The organism is Cytobacillus sp. GQ23 (assembly GCF_059758675.1).
In genome coordinates, this window is the sequence record NZ_JCAXER010000012.1 from 1 (window position 1) to 18,643 (window position 18,643).

The 18,643-nt window shown below is 41.8% G+C and carries 11 protein-coding genes; 10 read left to right on the forward strand and 1 reads right to left on the reverse strand.

Features of this window, described 5'->3' with window-relative positions:
- The first annotated feature begins 148 nt into the window (after window positions 1–148).
- The 10 genes from AC6CHU_RS11570 (at window position 149) to AC6CHU_RS11615 (ending at window position 16,832) form a co-directional block, all read left to right on the forward strand.
- Window positions 149–766 (forward strand): cell wall hydrolase, encoded by a 618-nt coding sequence (locus AC6CHU_RS11570; RefSeq protein ID WP_159863177.1) that lies wholly within the window; start codon window positions 149–151, stop codon window positions 764–766.
- Window positions 767–966: 200 nt separating this feature from the next.
- Window positions 967–1,533, forward strand: coding sequence for a LysM peptidoglycan-binding domain-containing protein (locus AC6CHU_RS11575; protein WP_159863176.1), 567 nt, complete (start codon window positions 967–969; stop codon window positions 1,531–1,533).
- Between the two features lie 385 nt (window positions 1,534–1,918).
- Window positions 1,919–4,699, forward strand: a complete 2,781-nt coding sequence (locus AC6CHU_RS11580; protein WP_498121694.1) for a DUF8508 domain-containing protein — start codon at window positions 1,919–1,921, stop codon at window positions 4,697–4,699.
- A gap of 62 nt (window positions 4,700–4,761) precedes the next feature.
- A complete protein-coding gene (locus AC6CHU_RS11585; protein WP_498121696.1) occupies window positions 4,762–6,747 on the forward strand; it encodes a bifunctional metallophosphatase/5'-nucleotidase in 1,986 nt (661 codons plus the stop codon).
- A gap of 195 nt (window positions 6,748–6,942) precedes the next feature.
- A complete protein-coding gene (locus tag AC6CHU_RS11590) occupies window positions 6,943–7,671 on the forward strand; it encodes a MurR/RpiR family transcriptional regulator (RefSeq protein ID WP_498121698.1) in 729 nt (242 codons plus the stop codon).
- A 146-nt stretch (window positions 7,672–7,817) separates the two neighbouring features.
- A complete protein-coding gene (gene mngA / locus AC6CHU_RS11595; protein ID WP_498121700.1) occupies window positions 7,818–9,761 on the forward strand; it encodes a PTS 2-O-a-mannosyl-D-glycerate transporter subunit IIABC in 1,944 nt (647 codons plus the stop codon).
- An 82-nt stretch (window positions 9,762–9,843) separates the two neighbouring features.
- Window positions 9,844–12,453, forward strand: a complete 2,610-nt coding sequence (gene mngB, locus AC6CHU_RS11600; RefSeq protein WP_498121702.1) for a mannosylglycerate hydrolase — start codon at window positions 9,844–9,846, stop codon at window positions 12,451–12,453.
- A 138-nt stretch (window positions 12,454–12,591) separates the two neighbouring features.
- Complete coding sequence (locus AC6CHU_RS11605; protein ID WP_498121704.1) at window positions 12,592–14,517, forward strand: BglG family transcription antiterminator; 1,926 nt, start codon at window positions 12,592–12,594, stop codon at window positions 14,515–14,517.
- A 168-nt stretch (window positions 14,518–14,685) separates the two neighbouring features.
- On the forward strand, window positions 14,686–16,626 hold the full coding sequence (locus AC6CHU_RS11610) for a fructose-specific PTS transporter subunit EIIC (protein ID WP_498121706.1): 1,941 nt from the start codon (window positions 14,686–14,688) through the stop codon (window positions 16,624–16,626).
- A 53-nt stretch (window positions 16,627–16,679) separates the two neighbouring features.
- Entirely contained in the window at window positions 16,680–16,832 is a 153-nt protein-coding gene (locus AC6CHU_RS11615) for a hypothetical protein (RefSeq protein WP_251283398.1), read from the forward strand.
- 23 nt (window positions 16,833–16,855) lie between these two features.
- Here AC6CHU_RS11615 and AC6CHU_RS11620 read toward each other — a convergent pair whose 3' ends face one another.
- Entirely contained in the window at window positions 16,856–18,580 is a 1,725-nt protein-coding gene (locus AC6CHU_RS11620) for a phospho-sugar mutase (protein ID WP_498121708.1), read from the reverse strand.
- Between the last annotated feature and the right edge of the window lie 63 nt (window positions 18,581–18,643).

Sequence of the window (18,643 nt, forward strand, 5' to 3'; positions counted from 1 at the left end):
CCTTTTCCTATTATCCGCCTGTTCCTTTGTCCTATCCGGAAAATTAAACCATTTGAACGAGTTTCCTAAGTAATTCATAGGGAAAATACAAAGGGTGAGCAAAGGAGGGAAGCACGGCTCGACATACTACATAATGAGGAGTGTTTAAATGAATTACATAAAATGGATTACGGCCGTCGCAGCAATGGTATTTGTGCTGAGCTTCAGCCAGCCGAAAGCAGATGCTGCTGTATTAAAGAATGGCTCAGCAGGTCCGGAGGTTACATACATTCAATCAGCATTACAAAAGCTTGGCTATTTTAATACAGACCATACAGGATATTATGGAACAGTAACAGAGAATGCAGTTAGAAACTTTCAGTATGATTTCGGTTTAGCAGCTGATGGCATTGTTGGAGTGAACACGGCAGAAATGCTTAGGAATGTGGACATGCTGGCTCATGTTGTTTATGGGGAGGCGCGCGGGGAAAGCTATGAAGGCCAGGTGGCAGTTGCCGCTGTCATTCTCAATCGTATGGAATCCAGTGAATTCCCGGATACTCTTTCAAATGTCATTTTCCAAAAGAATGCCATTACAGCTGTGAATGACGGACAGTACTGGCTGCAGCCAGATGCTGCTGCATATCAGGCGGTAAGAGATGCCTTTGATGGATGGGATCCTACCGGCGGGGCCGTTTATTATTACAATCCTTATACAGCTACTGACCAGTGGATATTTACGAGAACGGTTATTAAACAAATCGGCAGTCATAATTTTGCCTATTAATATAAGGCACCTTACCTTGCACATGCGGGAAAAGGTGCCTTATGTGGTTCTGTGGCGGAAAAGCGAATGAAAATGTGGTAATTTATATTACAAAACTATTAAATTACTTTTAATTTGTAATAAAAAAAGAGTTTTACTGAAATCTACTTGTTATATTTCGGTGTTAATATGTTCCTATCAAGGGACATAAAGGAGATATCATGAAGAAATTAGTAATCTATTTAGTAACAGCTGTTTTTCTATCGTTTGGATTTTCCAATGTCACTTCAGCCGCTGGAAATACGTATACAGTAAAAAAAGGGGATACGCTTTGGGCAATCTCTAAAAAACATAATGTTTCAGTACAGCAGATTAAGTCATGGAATAAATTAACTTCAGATACAATTAAGATTAACCAAAAACTAAAAATTACTGGAGCTTCAGCAAAAACTGCAGCACCTAAAAAGAAGGCTGTAAAGCCTGCTTCAACGAAAGCATATAAAGAAATTAAAGTTAAGGCAACTGCCTATACTGCCAGCTGCAAAGGCTGCAGCGGCATTACTTATACAGGAATCAATTTAAAAAAGAACCCGAACGCCAAGGTTATTTCAGTCGATCCAAAGGTCATCCCATTAGGTTCTAAAGTTTACGTGCCAGGATATGGGGAAGCAATCGCAGGTGACAAAGGATCTGCCGTAAGAGGAAATAAAATTGATGTGTTCATCCCGAATAAAACGCGTGCTCTTCAATGGGGCAGCAAAACAGTAACGATTAAAGTATATAAATAATCTAGTAAGAGAATCTCCACAATGGAGGTTCTTTTTTGTTGGAATATTGCTTGCTTAATTGTGATTGATGCAAACCCTATCCGGAATGGGCCCTCAATTAACTTCGTTCATTAGTAAATCAGCACTATTATTATCCAATATTTACAATTATCCCTATAAAAGTCTATTTATTGAAATTAATCAGAAAAATATCTTCTGGTCCTAAAAGTCTAGCAAGCGCCTCTTATAGAGGTCTTATTCCTTATTAAAAAATATGAATATTTTCTCATTTTTACTTATTTACTCAATTTTTACAAATATCAGATTGTATGCCAAATAGAAGAGTGATTTACTAGAGTGGTAGTACGTGAAAACGCTTTAAAATAAGGAAATAGGAGAGGATCTCATGATTAAAAAGCAGCGAATAAAGTTAATCAGCTTTATTAGTGTTTTTGCTTTAATTCTTAGTCTATTTAGCCCCTTTGCCAAAGCTAGTGCAGAAGACGTGAAGTCAGTGGCAGAAGCGATTGCGGATAATAGCGGAACAGCAACAGTAGAAGGGTATATTGTTGGAACGACTGCAAATGGGCCGAAATATACCCATACGGGACCATTTACAGTTAATACAAATTTGGCCATTGCCGATTCTCCAAGTGAAACAGACCCAAGCAAAATACTGCCGGTTCAATTGCCGAATAATTCTATTAGAACAGAGCTGAATTTAAAGGACAACCCTGAGAATCTGGGGAAAAAAGTACAAATTACAGGCTCACTTGAAGCATACTTTACAGCTCCAGGTTTAAAAAGCCCAACAGCTTATACGTTTGTAGAAGATACGGGAACTCCACAGGTTTCAGCGGTAACAGCTTCCCCTGAGGGTGGTCCTGTAAAAGCTGGAACAGCAGTAGAACTATCGTCTTCCACTGATGGGGCTGTAATCCATTATACAGTTGATGGAACAGAACCAACTGCTGAAAGCACAGTATATTCTGATCCCATCCTCATTAATGAAGAGACAACAATCAAGGCGATAGCTGTTAAAGACGGTTTAACAGACAGTAAGGTATCCGTATTTCAGTACATGATTGGGCTCGAAGATTTGCGCATTCATGATATTCAGGGTGCAGGCCACTATTCTCCATATGCGAACCAGCAGGTTTCAGATGTTGAAGGAATTGTCACTAAGGTAGTGGACAGCAGCAATTTCTACATGCAGGATCAGCAGCCTGATGAGGATAAAAAAACATCAGAAGGAATTTTGGTTTATAAAAAAGGACACGGTGTATCAGCAGGAGATGTGGTATCCGTTTCAGGACAGGTGAAAGAGTGGGTGCTTGACGGCTATGCTGAAAAGCTTGAGACAGATTTGCCTGTAACCGAAATTAATGCTTCAGCCATCCATAAAATAGCGTCAGGCCAGGAGCTTCCGGCTCCTGTCATTCTGAGTAAAGAGAACCTGCCAACTGAAGTGATCGATAACGATGAGTTTGGTGCATTTGATCCGGAAGAGGATGGAATTGATTTTTTTGAAAGCCTGGAAGGAATGCTTGTACAGGTGGACAACGCAAAAGTAGTTGCCCCGCAAAATTATGGTGAACTTTCAGTCGTCCCTGGAGATGTGGCTACAAACACATCAGCTGGCGGACTTCGCATTTCAGAATCCGATTTTAACCCGGAAAGAATTACTTTGGATATTAATGATGATAATTTTGTTGCCAAAATGGGCGACAGCTTCAAAGGCAGCATCCAGGGGGTCGTCAGCTACGGCTTTAGCAACTATAAAGTACTAAGTGATGCAGACTCATTGCCGGAATTTGTTGAAGGTTCAGCAGTAAGGGAAGAAACAAGCCTTGATAAGGAAGAAGACCAATTAACCATCGCGTCTTATAATGTGGAGAACTTCTCAACCAAAACGGATGCGGAAAAGGTTACGAGATTAGCAGAAGCAATTGTTGACAACATGAAGCAGCCGGATATTATCGGCCTGACAGAAGTACAGGATAATGATGGACCAACAGATAGCGGCACAACAGAAGCGGACCAAAGTGCTGCGTTATTAATTGCAATAATTAAAGAGCTTGGCGGTCCAGCCTACACATACACAGACATCGCTCCGATAGATAAACAGGATGGCGGTCAGCCTGGAGGAAACATCCGTGTCGGCTTCCTTTATAACGCAGAACGGGTAACCTTAGCCCCGGGTGAAAAAGGGTCAGCAACTGATGCAGTTGATTTTGAAAACGGCAAACTGACACTAAACCCAGGACGCATTGATCCAACTAATGAAGCTTTTGAAAATAGCCGTAAAGCATTAGCGGCGCAGTTCGAATTCCAAGGCGAAAGCGTCATTGTAGTAGCTAATCACTTTAACTCAAAAGGCGGAGATCTTCCGTTATTCGGTAAGGTGCAGCCGCCTGTCTTAAGCAGTGAAATCCAGCGCATGAAAATAGCTAACGTGGTGAACGGCTTTGTAAAGGGTGTTAAAGCTGAAGACCCTGATGCTAATATCGTCCTGCTTGGCGACTTTAACGATTTTGAGTTCTCCAAACCTTTACAGGCTCTAAAGGGCGCGGAACTGACGAATTTGATTGAAAAAGTTCCTGCAGAAGAGCGCTATACTTACAACTATCAGGGAAATGCACAGGTGCTGGATCATATTTTAGTATCCAACAACCTGGCCAAGAAAACAGAAGTGGATATTCTTCATATTAACTCTGGCTTCATGGAAGAGCACGGCCGGGCGAGTGACCATGACCCTGTCCTGATTCAGACAAGCCTAAAGCCTGCAGCCAAGCCGGAAGAGCCTAAATATGATCATATTTTCAATCTGGTAAACTATCATGCAAAGAAATTCGTGGCAGGGCCACATAATGCATTAGTTATTATGGATGGAAGCTCCCGCCTCTCAGAAGGCCTATGGCTGAAAAAATCAGCTGCAGTTAAAGGAGAAGGCCTTAAACATACAAAAGTCGTCATCAGCTCCGCCAACAAAGGGGCAGTTGTGGATCTGACAGGATCTGAAATCAAAGAAGTTATGATCGAAAGTGACAAAGTCGTGGAAATCCGCGGTGCTGAAAATGTGCAGAAATGGACACTTGGGAAAAAAGCGGATCCATCTCATATCATTTTCAAAGATTCGGACGGGGAGATAATGGAGTCTCCTTATGAGGATGAGAAAGCGGCGTAACAGTGGAGCCGGAGTGCAGCAGCTCCGGCTTTCAATCCGAAAATTGAAAGGAGCATATTATTATGAAATTACCTATCAAAGTATTATCTACAGTAGCCTTATCAGCAGCATTAACAATATCTGCAGCCGTTCCTGCAGGTTTAGTTTCAGCAGATGAGACTTCAGCTTCAAATTTCACGCTTTCGCTAATGCATACCAATGACTCACACGCAAATATGGATAGTGCCGCAAAAAAAGTGACGGCGGTAAAGGAAGTAAGAGAAGCAAAGCCGGAAGCCTTGCTGGTTGATGCAGGAGATGTTTTTTCCGGGACTTTATATTTTAATAAATTCCTTGGGCAGGCTGATCTTGAATTTATGAATCTTATGGGCTATGACATTATGACTTTTGGTAATCATGAGTTTGACTTAGGTTCGAGTGCAGAAGGACACAAAGCACTGGCTGACTTCATAAAAGGTGCACAATTCCCATTGGTCAGTTCAAATGTGAACTTCTCTGAAGATGCCAACCTGCAGGGGTTATTCAGTGATCTTATATCGAGTGAACCTGATGATGGAAAAATATATAATGGCATCATTAAAGAAGTGAATGGCGAAAAAGTAGGATTCTTTGGATTAACGACAGCTGAAACAGCAAGCATATCCAGTCCAGGCAATGTTACCTTCGAAAATTATCTTGAAGAAGCAGAAAAAGCTGTAGCAGCTTTCGAGGGCATGGGAATCAATAAAATAGTGGCTGTAACTCATATTGGCTATGATGATAACCCAAATGTGGATAATGATTTAACTTTGGCTGCTCAGGTAGATGGGATTGATGTGATCGTGGGAGGACACAGCCATACGCAATTAGATGAGCCGGTGGTTGTGGCAGCGGACGAAACGGGTGCAGCAAAGGATCCTACTGTCATTGTTCAAGCAGGTCAGTACAATAATTACCTCGGGACATTGGATGTACAATTTGACGAAGCAGGAAAGGTAGTTGGGCATGCAGGCCAGCTTATTAAAATAGCGGATAAAGCAGAGGACCCGGAGGCAGCAGTGCTTCTTGAAAAATATTCTTCACAAATAGAAGAATTAAAAAACACGGAAATCGGAGCAGAAACCCTGGCTGCCCTTGAGAATCCGCGTACAAGCGGAGACAACACAGGACCAAGTGTACGAAAAAATGAAACACCATTGGGCAATCTGATTACAGACGGCATGCTGGCAAAAGCCCAGCAGTATAACAGCAACGTCGTCATGGCTCTCCAAAATGGAGGCGGCATTCGTGCAGGTATTGATGCAGGGCCGATCGCAGTTGGCGAAGTAATCACTGTTCTGCCATTCGGCAATACATTAGCCACAATGGAGCTAACAGGAACAGAATTAAAAGAGGCATTTGAAATCAGCGTAGGACAATATCCGGCAGAAAACGGCGGATTCCTGCACGTGTCAGGTGCAAAAGTAAAATTTGATTCTGCCAAGCCTGCTGGCGAGCGTGTTGTTTCAATTGAATATAAAAATGAACAGGGCACTTACACTGAAATCCAGGACAATCAATCCTACACAATCGCTACGAATGCATTCACAGCCAAAGGCGGAGATGGATATACAGTCTTCGCAAAAGCATACCAGGAGGGCAGGGTAACAGATCTTGGACTGTCTGACTGGGAAAATTTTGCCGACCACCTATCCGGCCTGGGTACTATCACACCCGCAGTGGAAGGGCGCATTGTAGATGTGGACAGCCTGCCTCCTGTAACAGAGCTGGAATTTGAAAAGGAATATAATCTTACTGATGGTAAAAAGAAGAAATTAGTAGTGAATAAGATTTCTTTTATTAATGTGGAAAAAACAGCAGAGATTAAAAATGGCATCTGGCTCAAAAATTCTGCTGTCCTGCAGGGGGAGGGCCTTAAGAATGTGAGTGTCCGTGTAACACCTAAGAAAGAACCAATCATCGTTGACTTTACCGGTGCAGAAGTGAAAGAAGTTATTATTGAGAAAAGCGATTTAGTGGATCTTAGAGGAGCAGAGAACATAAAAAAGCTAGTTATCATAAATAGATAGGTAATCAGAATGGCAATTTGAACTGCACACCATGGCTGGTGTGCGGTTTTTTTAATATTGATTCCGCGACAGCCTGATTACCAAAATTGAAGTGACCGATGTCTCAAAGAAAAAACAAGACTTTACATATAAGTAAGTATGCCTCATTCATTTGATATAATAAATACAGTTCTAGATTGAGCGAGGTGAGAATGGATGTGCTTTGAAGAACGTGTACATAAATATGAATATAAGCTAAATGATACGGATGACCAGATTATTGAATATATCCTCCAAAATAAGCCTGAGTTTGTTAACAAATCAATCCAAAGTTTGGCTGCCGCATTTTTCACTGTTCCCAACACCATCACCAGGCTTTCAAAAAAGCTGGGGTATGACGGTTTCTCACATCTTAAGAATAGTATTAAAGATGAAATTAATACTTCTAATGTTGTGAATGAAGAAGGTTCCTACTATCTAATCCAAAAGACATTTGAACTTTTGGATATGGAGCAAATAGAAAAAATCAGCAAATTAATACATGATGCCAAACATGTTCTTTTCTTTGGGGTGGGGGATTCAGCTGATTTTTGTGAGATGATGGTCCGGAATTTGCGCGTGGCTGGAAAAGGTGCTGAATTTTCTATTCATCGACATGAAGTGCTTCACAGAATCGAAGAAATGAATAAACAGGATGTGCTCTTTTTAATCAGTTTATCTGGTGAAACCGAGCAGGTTCTTGAAATGGCTGAGCAAGCAAAACCGAGAGGAATTACAATCGTGTCACTGACTCATTTTAGCCGTAATTCCTTGGAGAAATTAGCTTCCTTCAATTTATACTGCTACTCTCCCAAAAAAGTAATGAACGGGTACAATATTACCGATAAAACACCTCTTATGGTGGTTCTGCAGGCGATTTCTCAACTTTATTGGGACCATTTCTAAAAGATGTGTATAAATACACATGAAAACGCTTTATAGAATAGTGTCCGTGTAAAAATAAGAAGAATTCATCTTCTTATTTTTTTTTTGATAAGATTGGAACCATAAATGAAAGTGCTTTCAAATACCGATTTTAGGAGGTAATCCTTATGCTGCTTCAAGCACTTACCTCACCAAGCTTAATCAGTACCGGAGACTCATTCCAATCAAAGCAGGAAGCTATTAGGTACTTAGTCAAACAGCTGGGTGACGCGGGAAAATTAGCGAATAAAGAAGAATTTCTTCAAGCTGTATTAGATAGAGAGAAGCTTTCGCCGACAGGCTTTGAAGGCGGACTTGCTATTCCGCATGGGAAGTCTGCATCTGTTAAGGAGGCGGCTTTTGCCATTGCAGTTCTCAAGACCCCGTTAACAGACTGGGAAAGCATTGATCCGAACAACAAGGTTCAGCTGGTCATTTTGCTGGCCATTCCAGAAAGGGAAGCTGGTTCCACCCATTTAAGTTTGCTATCTGAGTTTGTTACACGTCTATCAAATGAATCATATAAAAACGGATTACTGCAAGCAAAAACTAATACAGAATTGTTTGAACGGCTTGATAAAACAGAGGATGTTCATAGTAGTGCTGCTGAAAAGAAATTAGATAAAACCGTATTAGCAATCACAGCTTGTCCGGCAGGCATTGCCCATACCTATATGGCTGCTGAAGCATTAATCAAGGCAGGAAAAGAAATGGGTGTTGATGTTTTTGTTGAGAAGCAGGGGGCAAATGGCATTGAAGACCGGCATACAGCGAAACTTCTAAAAAAGGCAGATGCCATTATTTATGCCAATGATGTGGCAGTAAAGGAAGAAGACCGTTTTGCTCACCTGCCTAAAGTCAAAACATCTGTAGCAGCGCCGCTTAGAAATGCTAAGAGCCTTCTGCAGGAAGCGTTGGATAAAGCGGAAAAGAATCCGAAAAAAGAATATATCCCGGATCAGGGAAGTGATTCCGCTGGTGAAGAAAGTGGCGAAAAGTCATTTAAGTCTGAGATCAAAGACTCGATTTTAACAGGTATTTCTTATATTATTCCGGTTATTGTTGCAGGCGGAATGACATTGGCCGCAGCCGTTCTAATCTCGCAGGCTTTTGGGCTGCAAGATGTATACGCAGAGGAAGGCTCCTGGCTATGGCTTCTTAGACAGCTTGGCGGAGGGCTTCTTGGCCAGCTGATGATTCCGATCTTAGCCGCATACATGGCATACTCGATTGCCGATAAGCCGGCACTGGGACCTGGTTTTGCAGCAGGTGTAGCCGCCAACCTGATTGGCAGTGGTTTCCTCGGAGGGATGCTCGGTGGTTTCCTTGCTGGATTCTTCTTAAAGTATTTAAAGAAAAAGGTACAGCCTAAAGGCACATTTGCAGGGTTCATCAGTTTCTGGGTTTATCCAGTTGTCGGAACACTTGTGGTTGGATCCATTATGCTATTTGTTGTCGGAGAGCCGCTGGCATTATTGAATCAGGGCTTAATTAACTGGCTGGACAGCTTATCTGGTGCAAATGCCATTTTATTAGGAGCCATTCTTGGTGCCATGGTTTCGTTTGACCTGGGTGGACCAGTGAACAAAGCAGCCTATACGTTCTGTATTGGTGCGATGGCAAGCGGGAATATTGTCCCGTATGCCGCGTTCGCTTCAGTCAAGATGGTTTCGGCTTTTTCTGTGACGGGCGCGACTATTATTGGGAAAAAGTACTTTACGAAACAGGAACAAGAAATAGGAAAGCAAACATGGCTGCTTGGACTGGCCGGCATAACGGAAGGGGCGATTCCATTTATGATCAATGATCCTTTACGCGTAATCCCTTCTTTAATTGCAGGTTCGGCAGTAACTGGAGCTATCGTTGCTTACTTTAACATCGGCTTGAATGTGCCTGGAGCCGGTATATTCTCTCTCGCCCTTGTTCAAGGTCAGCCTATTTTTATCGCAGCCAGCATTTGGCTCGGAGCAGCATTGCTTGGAGCTCTGATATCCATGATTTTATTAATTGCAACAAGAAAAAGTAAATTAAGAAAAGATGGCATAACTGTACAAACACAGAATGCTGCATAATATTTAAAGCCTTTTTAGCTATAAAAATAAAAAATGGTACCTAAAGAATACGCTTTAGGTACCATCTTATTTGGAGGACATCATGAAAAAAGTTCATATTGTACCCCATATGCATTGGGACAGAGAATGGTATTTTTCAACAGAAGAGTCACGGATCCTTTTAGTTAATAACATGGAAGAAATCATGGAAATGCTTGAGACCAATCCAGATTACCCCTACTATGTTTTGGATGGCCAGACTTCTATTCTGGAAGACTATTTTGCAGTCAAAACGGAAAATAAAGAACGTGTCAGAAAGTTAGTTCAAGCTGGCAAGTTGATTATCGGGCCATGGTATACCCAAACAGATGAGATGGTAGTTGGGGGAGAATCCATTGTTCGTAATCTCCTTTATGGATTAAAAGATAGTGAAGAATTCGGTTCATCGATGAAAATCGGATACCTTCCTGATTCATTCGGGCAATCTTCACAAATGCCCCAAATCCTAAATGGATTTGATATTAAATTTTCTATCTTCTGGCGCGGAACATCGGAGCGCCATGGCACAGATAAAACGGAATTTTACTGGGAAAGCGATGACGGCTCAAAGGTATTAGTACAGTTATTTCCGCTAGGTTATGCGATTGGGAAATACTTGCCTGAGGATGAAGAGAAGCTTCAAGAACGTATTAATAAATACTTTTCTGTTCTTGATCGCGGAGCGACAACGGATAACATTATCCTTCCGAATGGCCATGATCAGATGCCTATTCAGAAGAATATCTTTACGATTATTGAGAAGCTGCAGCGCTTATATCCAGACCGCGAGTTTTTCTTAAGTAAATACGAAAATGTATTTGATCAACTAGAACAAAATCAAACATTGCCAACCCTTCAGGGCGAATTTCTAGATGGAAAGTACATGCGTGTTCACCGAAGCATCTATTCAACCCGGATGGATATTAAGGCTGCGAATACAAGGATTGAAAACAAGATCACGAATATCCTTGAACCGCTGGCATCCATAGCGTATTCATTGGGATTTGAATACCATCATGGCTTGATTGAACTGATTTGGAAAGAAATCATGAAGAATCATGCCCATGACAGCATTGGCTGCTGCTGCTCGGATAAAGTCCATCGTGAAATCGTCAGCCGCTTCTTCCTGGCAGAAGAAAAAACTGATCAGCTTATTGAATTTTATAAGCGGAAAATTACAGATTCTATTGCCACTGAACGTAAAGAAGATCGCCTGACAGCTTTCAACCTTCTTCCGTATGAACGGGCAGAAGTGGTTACAACGAAGGTGATAACGAAGCTGGATGCCTTTAAACTGGAAGATGGAGAAGGAAACGAAATTCATTTTGAAGTATGCAATAAAGAAATCATGGACCCTGGTCTGATTGATCGTCAGATTGTTCATTATGGAAACTATGATCCATTCTATCAATATACGATTCAATTAAAAGATTCAATTCCTGCAATGGGATATAAGACATACTTTGTGGTTAATGAAGAAAACGATATGAATCATACTATTGCCGAAAAAGAATTAGTAGATACCGACTACTATGAGGTTTCTGTGAATCCGAATGGCACGCTGAAAATTTATGATAAGAAGCTTCAAAAGGAATTCGACAACGTTCTCTTATTGGAAAATGGCGGGGACGATGGAGATGAATATGACTTCTCCCCGCTGGCTGATGAAACTTTACTATACAGCGACGACACCGAGGCTGATGTGAAAGTGCGTCAAAATAAATACGAAGCAAAGCTGGATATTCAGTTGAAAATGGATGTCCCAGGTGATTTGGAAAATCGCAAAAACAAAAAATCAGACAAGTATATAAATATTCACTGGAAGATCACGATTCCAAATCATCAGCCAATCATTAAAGTTGAGGCGGAAATTGATAATCAGGCGAAGGACCATCGTCTTCGCACCTTGATTCCAACCGGCATTGCTTCTTCCTTCTCTGTCTCGGATAACCAGTTTGGGTTTATTAAGCGGGATGTATATGATACTGCGATGGATTACTGGAAGGAGGAAGGCTGGGATGAGCGTCCGGATTCCATCTATCCAATGCTATCGTTTATTGGGTTGTCAGATAATGAGCATGGGATAAGTGTGCTTACGAATAGCACACGTGAATATGAAGTGATAGGGGATCAGTATGATACGATTGCCATTACTTTGTTCCGGAGTATCGGTGTGCTTGGAAAAGAGGAAATGCTCAGAAGGCCAGGTCGTCCATCCGGAATTAAGCTGCCAACACCAGATTCACAAATGCTAGGAAAGCTTACACTCGATTTTGCGATTATAACGCATAAAGGGTCAACCGCATCAGCAAACGTGGGAAGAGCCGCAAAGGAATATACTACTCCTATTGAAACATATAATAAGATTCCTCATAATGCGATGAAGCTGAATCAGGAGGATGTTCACACACCCTTGAGCTTTAGTCTTCTTCAGGAAACAAGCACCACGACAGTCCTTAGTGTTTTGAAAAAAGCAGAAAAAGAAGATGGATTTGTATTAAGGTTCTTTAATCCAACTGACACTGAAAAGAAAGGTTCATTTAGAATAAACCTTACTGTAGATCAGGTTAAAGAAGTAAACTTAAATGAAGATACTCTTTCTCCATTAAGTGTTGAAGACAATCAGTTTACAGTAGCGGCAAAGCAAAACCAATCGAAGACGGTTATGTTCTAACAAAGAATTCACCAATCAGAAGTCTGCTCTTTGTAAAAGGGCAGGCTTTTTCCTCTTTATGCTGTACCCACCTCATTTGATTAGACTCTCAAACAAAGATAAACTTTACCTATATCAAATTTACTAGCAGGTGCAAGAATGAACAATAGACAAAGGGAACTACTTAAAATATTGCTCCTACACGAGGAAGGGGCACTGCAGATAAAGGATTTGGCTGAAGACCTGGATTGTTCTGAGAAAACAGTCCGGAATGATCTGGATCGGCTGGAGGAATTTTTGGAGGAATCAAGGGCCAGTCTTCGGCGCAAGCCTGGTATTGGAATTTCAATTGAAATAGATGAATCAGAACGTAAGGAGATGTTGCGCAGCCTGTTTTCAAATGAGCAGAAAACGGCAGAGGAGCGGCTGTTTGAGATGGCTTTTCAGCTGTTGGCCAGCACAAAGGCCATTACACTTCAGTATTGGGCAGACCGTTACTATGTGCCGAAAACGACTATTAAAAAGGATATTGATACAATTACCTATTGGCTACAGCGTTTTGACCTTGAGGTTGTGTCAAAGCAGCGGATCGGCAGTCTGATTGAAGGGCCGGAGTTAAAGAAACGGAATGCCATGGCACACCTGTCTGAGTTAATACCCACTCTTTCAAATAGAAAAAATATCGTGCTGGACCTATTCTTTTCTTATGAAATTGCGATTGTAAAAGAAGCGCTTAAGTCGCTGCAGGAAAAATACAGTATCGGCTTTACCGCCGAAGCCTTGGATAGCCTGCTTGTTCATGCTTTGATTATGGTTAAGCGGATAAGGCAAAAGTCGCCTGTTTTTGTTCAGGCTTCAGAAAGGGCAACGGCTTTGAACCGAAAAGAATATCAATATGCCATCTGGTTCTTTAAACAGTTAGAAGAGGCATTCGGGCTAAGGTTCCCTGAGGCTGAGAGAATCTATTTTACGTGGCATCTTATCAGTGGAAAGCGGGCAGAAGAATCAGAGCAGATTCTGCAGTACGATCAAGAGTCTAAGGAGGTTGTCCGCCAGCTTGTGCGGATGATGGGAAATCTGACACTCTTTCCATTTGAGGAAGATCCTATTTTGCAAAATGGGCTTGCTGTCCATATGCATTCTGTTATTAGCCGCATTAAATATGGGTTCCCAATCACAAACCCTCTGCTTGCAAATATAAAAAAGATGTATCCCTATATGTTCAGCATGGTAATCCTGGCACTTGAGGAAATGAAAGATAGTATCGGATTGGAAATCCCCGAAGATGAAGCTGCTTATATTGTTCTGCACTTTCAAGCATCTATTGAGCGAATGGAAGGGAATAGAAAAGTGGAGAAAAAGAAGGCGCTGATTGTCTGCCATATGGGCATCGGGATGTCACATTTGCTTGAAGCTAAAATTCAACAGCAATATCAGGATATTGAGATAGTTGCTTGCATTGGCAAAAGGGAGATTACAGATGCCTTGAAGGAGCATAAAGCTGATTTCATCATTTCAACAGTTCCTCTTGAAGAAGAAGACATTGAGTATATCCAGATTTCACCTCTTTTTGGACAAGAAGATAAGAATAAGTTAAGCCGATTTGTGGAGAGGCTTAAGAGGAAAGTAAGCCAGCAGCAGAAGCAAATTAACTTTTCTGCATTTATAGTGCCAGAATTAATATTTTTTAATGTTAAAAAAGAACATAGGTACCAAGTTGTTGAAATGCTGGCAATGGCTCTTTACGATAAAGACTATGTAAGAAAAGAATTTATCCATAGTGCAGTCAATCGTGAAAGGAATTCAGCTACCACAATTGGCGGGGGCATTGCCATTCCTCATGGGGATCCTGCCATGATCTATAAGACCGCTTTAGCGATAGGGATCATGAAGGAGCCAATCGAATGGGGAAATGAACAAGTTTCTCTTGTCTTCATGCTCGCCATTTCAAAAGAAAACCAGGGTGAAATCCGAAATATTATTGGCGGGATTGCCGCGATTAGTGAATCGCCGCATCTTGTTTATGAGTTGATTGCAGCAGAAAATGGTAAAGACTTTTTTAGATTGCTGGAAGAAATGGAATGAAGATAATAAGAATTCGGGCAGTGGAATGACAGTTCCACTGTCTATTTTTATGAAAAAATTCCTTTTTACCGTAAGTTCCGGTAAAAATAAAAAAAATATAAGGACAAGATTAGATTTATTATATAGGAAAGCGATTACATCAGATTTTGACAACCAGGAGGTTAGACCATGGCTAAAATATTAGCAGTTACCGCTTGTCCAGTAGGTATTGCCCATACGTATATGGCTGCAGAGAATTTGCAAAAGGCCGGCGAAGAGCTGGGCGTGGATATAAAGGTTGAAACACAGGGCTCTATTGGTGTGGAAAATGCACTAACGGAACAGGACATTGCTGAAGCTGACGGAATTATTATCGCGGCTGACAAGGAGGTCCCAAAAGAGCGTTTCGCAGGTAAAAGAGTGATTGTAACCGGTGTTCAGGATGGGATCAGAAAACCTGAGGAGCTAATAAAGAAGATTCAAAATGGGGACGTTCCTATATATAAACCGGAGTCAGCGTCCAAAGAAGCGCCCGCTAAAGGTAAACAAAAAGAAAACCCGATATACAAGCACTTAATGAGCGGTGTTTCTTATATGGTGCCGTTCATCGTGGTAGGAGGGCTTTTGATTGCGCTTGCTTTAACGCTAGGCGGAGAGCAGACACCTGGAGGAATTGTTATACCTGAAGATTCGATCTGGAAACAGGTAGAAAGCCTGGGCGGAGCGGCATTCATGTTCATGGTTCCAATTCTCGCGGGCTTTATTGCAGTGAGTATAGCTGACCGTCCCGGACTTGTGCCCGGAATGATCGGCGGTTACATTGCAGCAAACGGAAGCTTTTATGGAAGTGAAGCAGGTGCGGGTTTCATCGGCGGAATTATTGCCGGTTTCCTGGCCGGATATGTGGCTCTTGCTATTAAAAAGATGAAAGTTCCAAAAGCAGTACAGCCTGTCATGCCGATCATTTTTATTCCGATCCTTTCATCTGTTATTGTTGGGCTATTATTCATTTACGTAATTGGTGCCCCTGTAGCTCAGGTGTTTGAATCCTTAACAGGGTGGCTTGCCGGCATGCAAGGCGGAAGCTCGATCGTATTGGCTTTGATCCTTGGTGCTATGATAGCTGTTGATATGGGCGGCCCATTCAATAAGGTAGCTTTCCTATTTGGTTCAGCAATGATTGCAGAAGGAAATTATGAAATTATGGGTCCGATTGCGGTAGCCATTTGTATTCCGCCAATTGGACTTGGACTGGCAACTTTTATTAACAAACGCAAATTCCGTCCTACGGAGAGAGAAGCAGGGAAAGCATCTTTTACAATGGGGCTATTCGGTATTACAGAAGGTGCGATTCCTTTCGCTGCGCAGGATCCTTTGCGCGTGATTCCAAGTATTGTTGTCGGTTCAATGGCTGGTTCAGTTATCGCTATGATTTCAAATGTTGGGGACCGTGTGGCACATGGCGGACCGATTGTGGCTGCGTTGGGCGCGGTTGATAATGTGGTAATGTTCTTTGTAGCAGCTATTGTAGGTTCTGTAGTAACGGCATTAATGGTTACTGCGCTGAAAAAGGATGTGGAAGATGCTGTAGTGCCAGCTGGTGCTGAAAATACAGGATTAAATGAAAATGAAGACAAAGCTGAAATAGAAGAAGGTCCTTCAGATGCTGAAATCAAAAAATTATCAGACATAACGAATACGAATCTCATTGAGCCTAACATAGCAGGAACTACCCGAGATGAAGTAATTGATGAATTGATTGGGCATTTTGATAAAAGTGGGATCTTGAGTTCAAAGTCAGAATTTAAACAGGCGATCTTAAATCGTGAAGCTCAGAGTTCAACGGGGCTTGGAATGAATATTGCAATTCCTCACGGGAAATCAAATGCCGTTAAGCGGCCAGCAGTTGCCTTTGGCATCAAACGTGATGGTGTTGATTGGAGAAGCCTGGATGGTTCGGATGCAAAGCTGATTTTTATGATTGCCGTTCCAGAGAAAGCTGCAGGGGACGCTCATTTGAGAATCCTACAGATGCTTTCCCGTAAGTTGATGGATGAGGATTTTAGGAATCAGCTGTTAACTGCAGCTTCAAAAGAGGAAGCTTATAAGCTGCTGGAGGAAATTCATTAAATAAAATAATATAAAATTGAGCCGGTGCTGCCGGCTCTTTTTGTATGTCCTGGATGAAGAAACCAGCCATACAGCATATAGCTGATAAGTTAGGGATCTCAAAGAATGACCAAGCTGATCCAAACGGAAACTGTTATGCCATAAAGCCCTTCGTTGAGGGGATATTTAAAACAGCTGCAAACCTTGGTTTGCAGCTGTTTTACTAGTAGTTCAGCCAAGCATTATACCTTTATTCTAAAACTTCATATACTTTCTTCATTACTGCCTGCTGCAGCATTTGAAGCTTAAGCTGGCTTTCCTCCAATGTTTCAGCTTTCACGCCAAAATAAAACTTCGCTTTTGGTTCTGTTCCTGAAGGACGCAAGCAGAACCATGAGCCATCTGCCAAATGATATTTTAATACATTTGATTTAGGCAATTCGATAACGCCTTTTTCCCCTAAGTCCAAATTGAAATAGGAGCTTAAAAAATAGTCTTCAATTCTGGTAACTGCTGCAGCGTTAATTTCCTGCGGAGGCTGTTTTCTAAAGGTCTCCATTAAATGTGCAATCTGCTGAGCACCGTCTTTTCCCTTTAGAGTTATAGACTCCAAAGCTTCCTGGTAGTATCCGTATTTCTCAAAAATCTTCAGAAGGCCTTCGTATAAGGTCATGCCCTTTGATTTATAATAAGCTGCTGCTTCAGCAGCAAAAACAGCAGATTGAACAGCATCTTTATCTCGGACAAAGTCGCCGATTAAATACCCGTAACTTTCTTCGTATCCAAAAATAAAGGAGTGCTGTCCTGTTTGCTCAAATTCATGAATCTTCTCACCGATGAATTTGAAGCCGGTCAGTGTATCCATTGTTTGTATGCCGTGATGCTCTGCTATGGTCCGTCCGATATCAGAGGTGACAATGGTTTTAATCACAGCACTGTTTGCAGGAAGAGTCCCTTTATCTTTCTTCTGGGAAAGCAAGTACTCAAGCATAAGGGCTCCCATTTGGTTGCCTGATAAAACAATGTATTCTCCCTTTTTATTTTTAACCGCAACGCCTAAACGGTCTGCATCGGGATCGGTGGCCATTAAGAGGTCAGCATCGATTGATTTCCCATATTGGATAGCAAGCTTGAAAGCTGCATGCTCTTCGGGGTTTGGAGATTTAACGGTTGAAAAGTTGGGGTCCGGAAGCTCTTGTTCTTTTACAACGGTCACATTTTGGAATCCGAACGCAGCTAATCCTTCGCGAACCGGCTTGTTTGCCGTGCCATGCAAAGGAGTAAAAACAATTTTTAAGTCCTTGGCGACACCATCCGGGTTTAGTTGTAAGCTTTTTAAGTTTGAAAGGTATTCCTGGTCAATTTCTTCTCCAATATAAGTTAAAAGATTATTTCGCAATAGTTCTTCTGATGACGGAACCTCAATTTTCAGCTCATCTTCAACTGTATTAACATACTCAATAATGGTATTGGCAGCCTGTGGAGGAATTTGTCCCCCGTCCTCCCCATAGACCTTAAATCCGTTATATTCAGGCGGATTATGGCTGGCTGTAACAACTACACCTGCAAAACAGTTTAAATACCTTACAGCAAACGAAAGGATGGGTGTTGGCCGCAGTTCACTAAAAAGGTATGTTTTAATACCGTGTTCCCCCAATGTTTTAGCGGTTTGCAGGGCAAACTCCGGTGATTTATGGCGGGAATCATAAGCAATTGCCACTCCGCGGTTTTTTGCTTCTTCGCCTGCCCCGGATATGTATCGGGCAAGGCCCTCTGCGGCACGGCGAATCGTATAAATGTTCATCCGGTTTGTGCCAGGACCGATTTCGCCGCGCATTCCCCCTGTCCCAAACTCTAAATGCTTATAAAAAAGTTCCTCAAGTTCGGAACTTGGAATTTGTGCTAATTCTCCAGCTAACTTGCTGTCTAAATTCGAATGTGAAGCCCATTTATCTGCAGATGCTTTCCAATCCATCCTGTTCCTCCTCGTCTTCTTTAAAATTTCCTGCTGGAAAATTCCAGGGGAAAAAACCTGTTT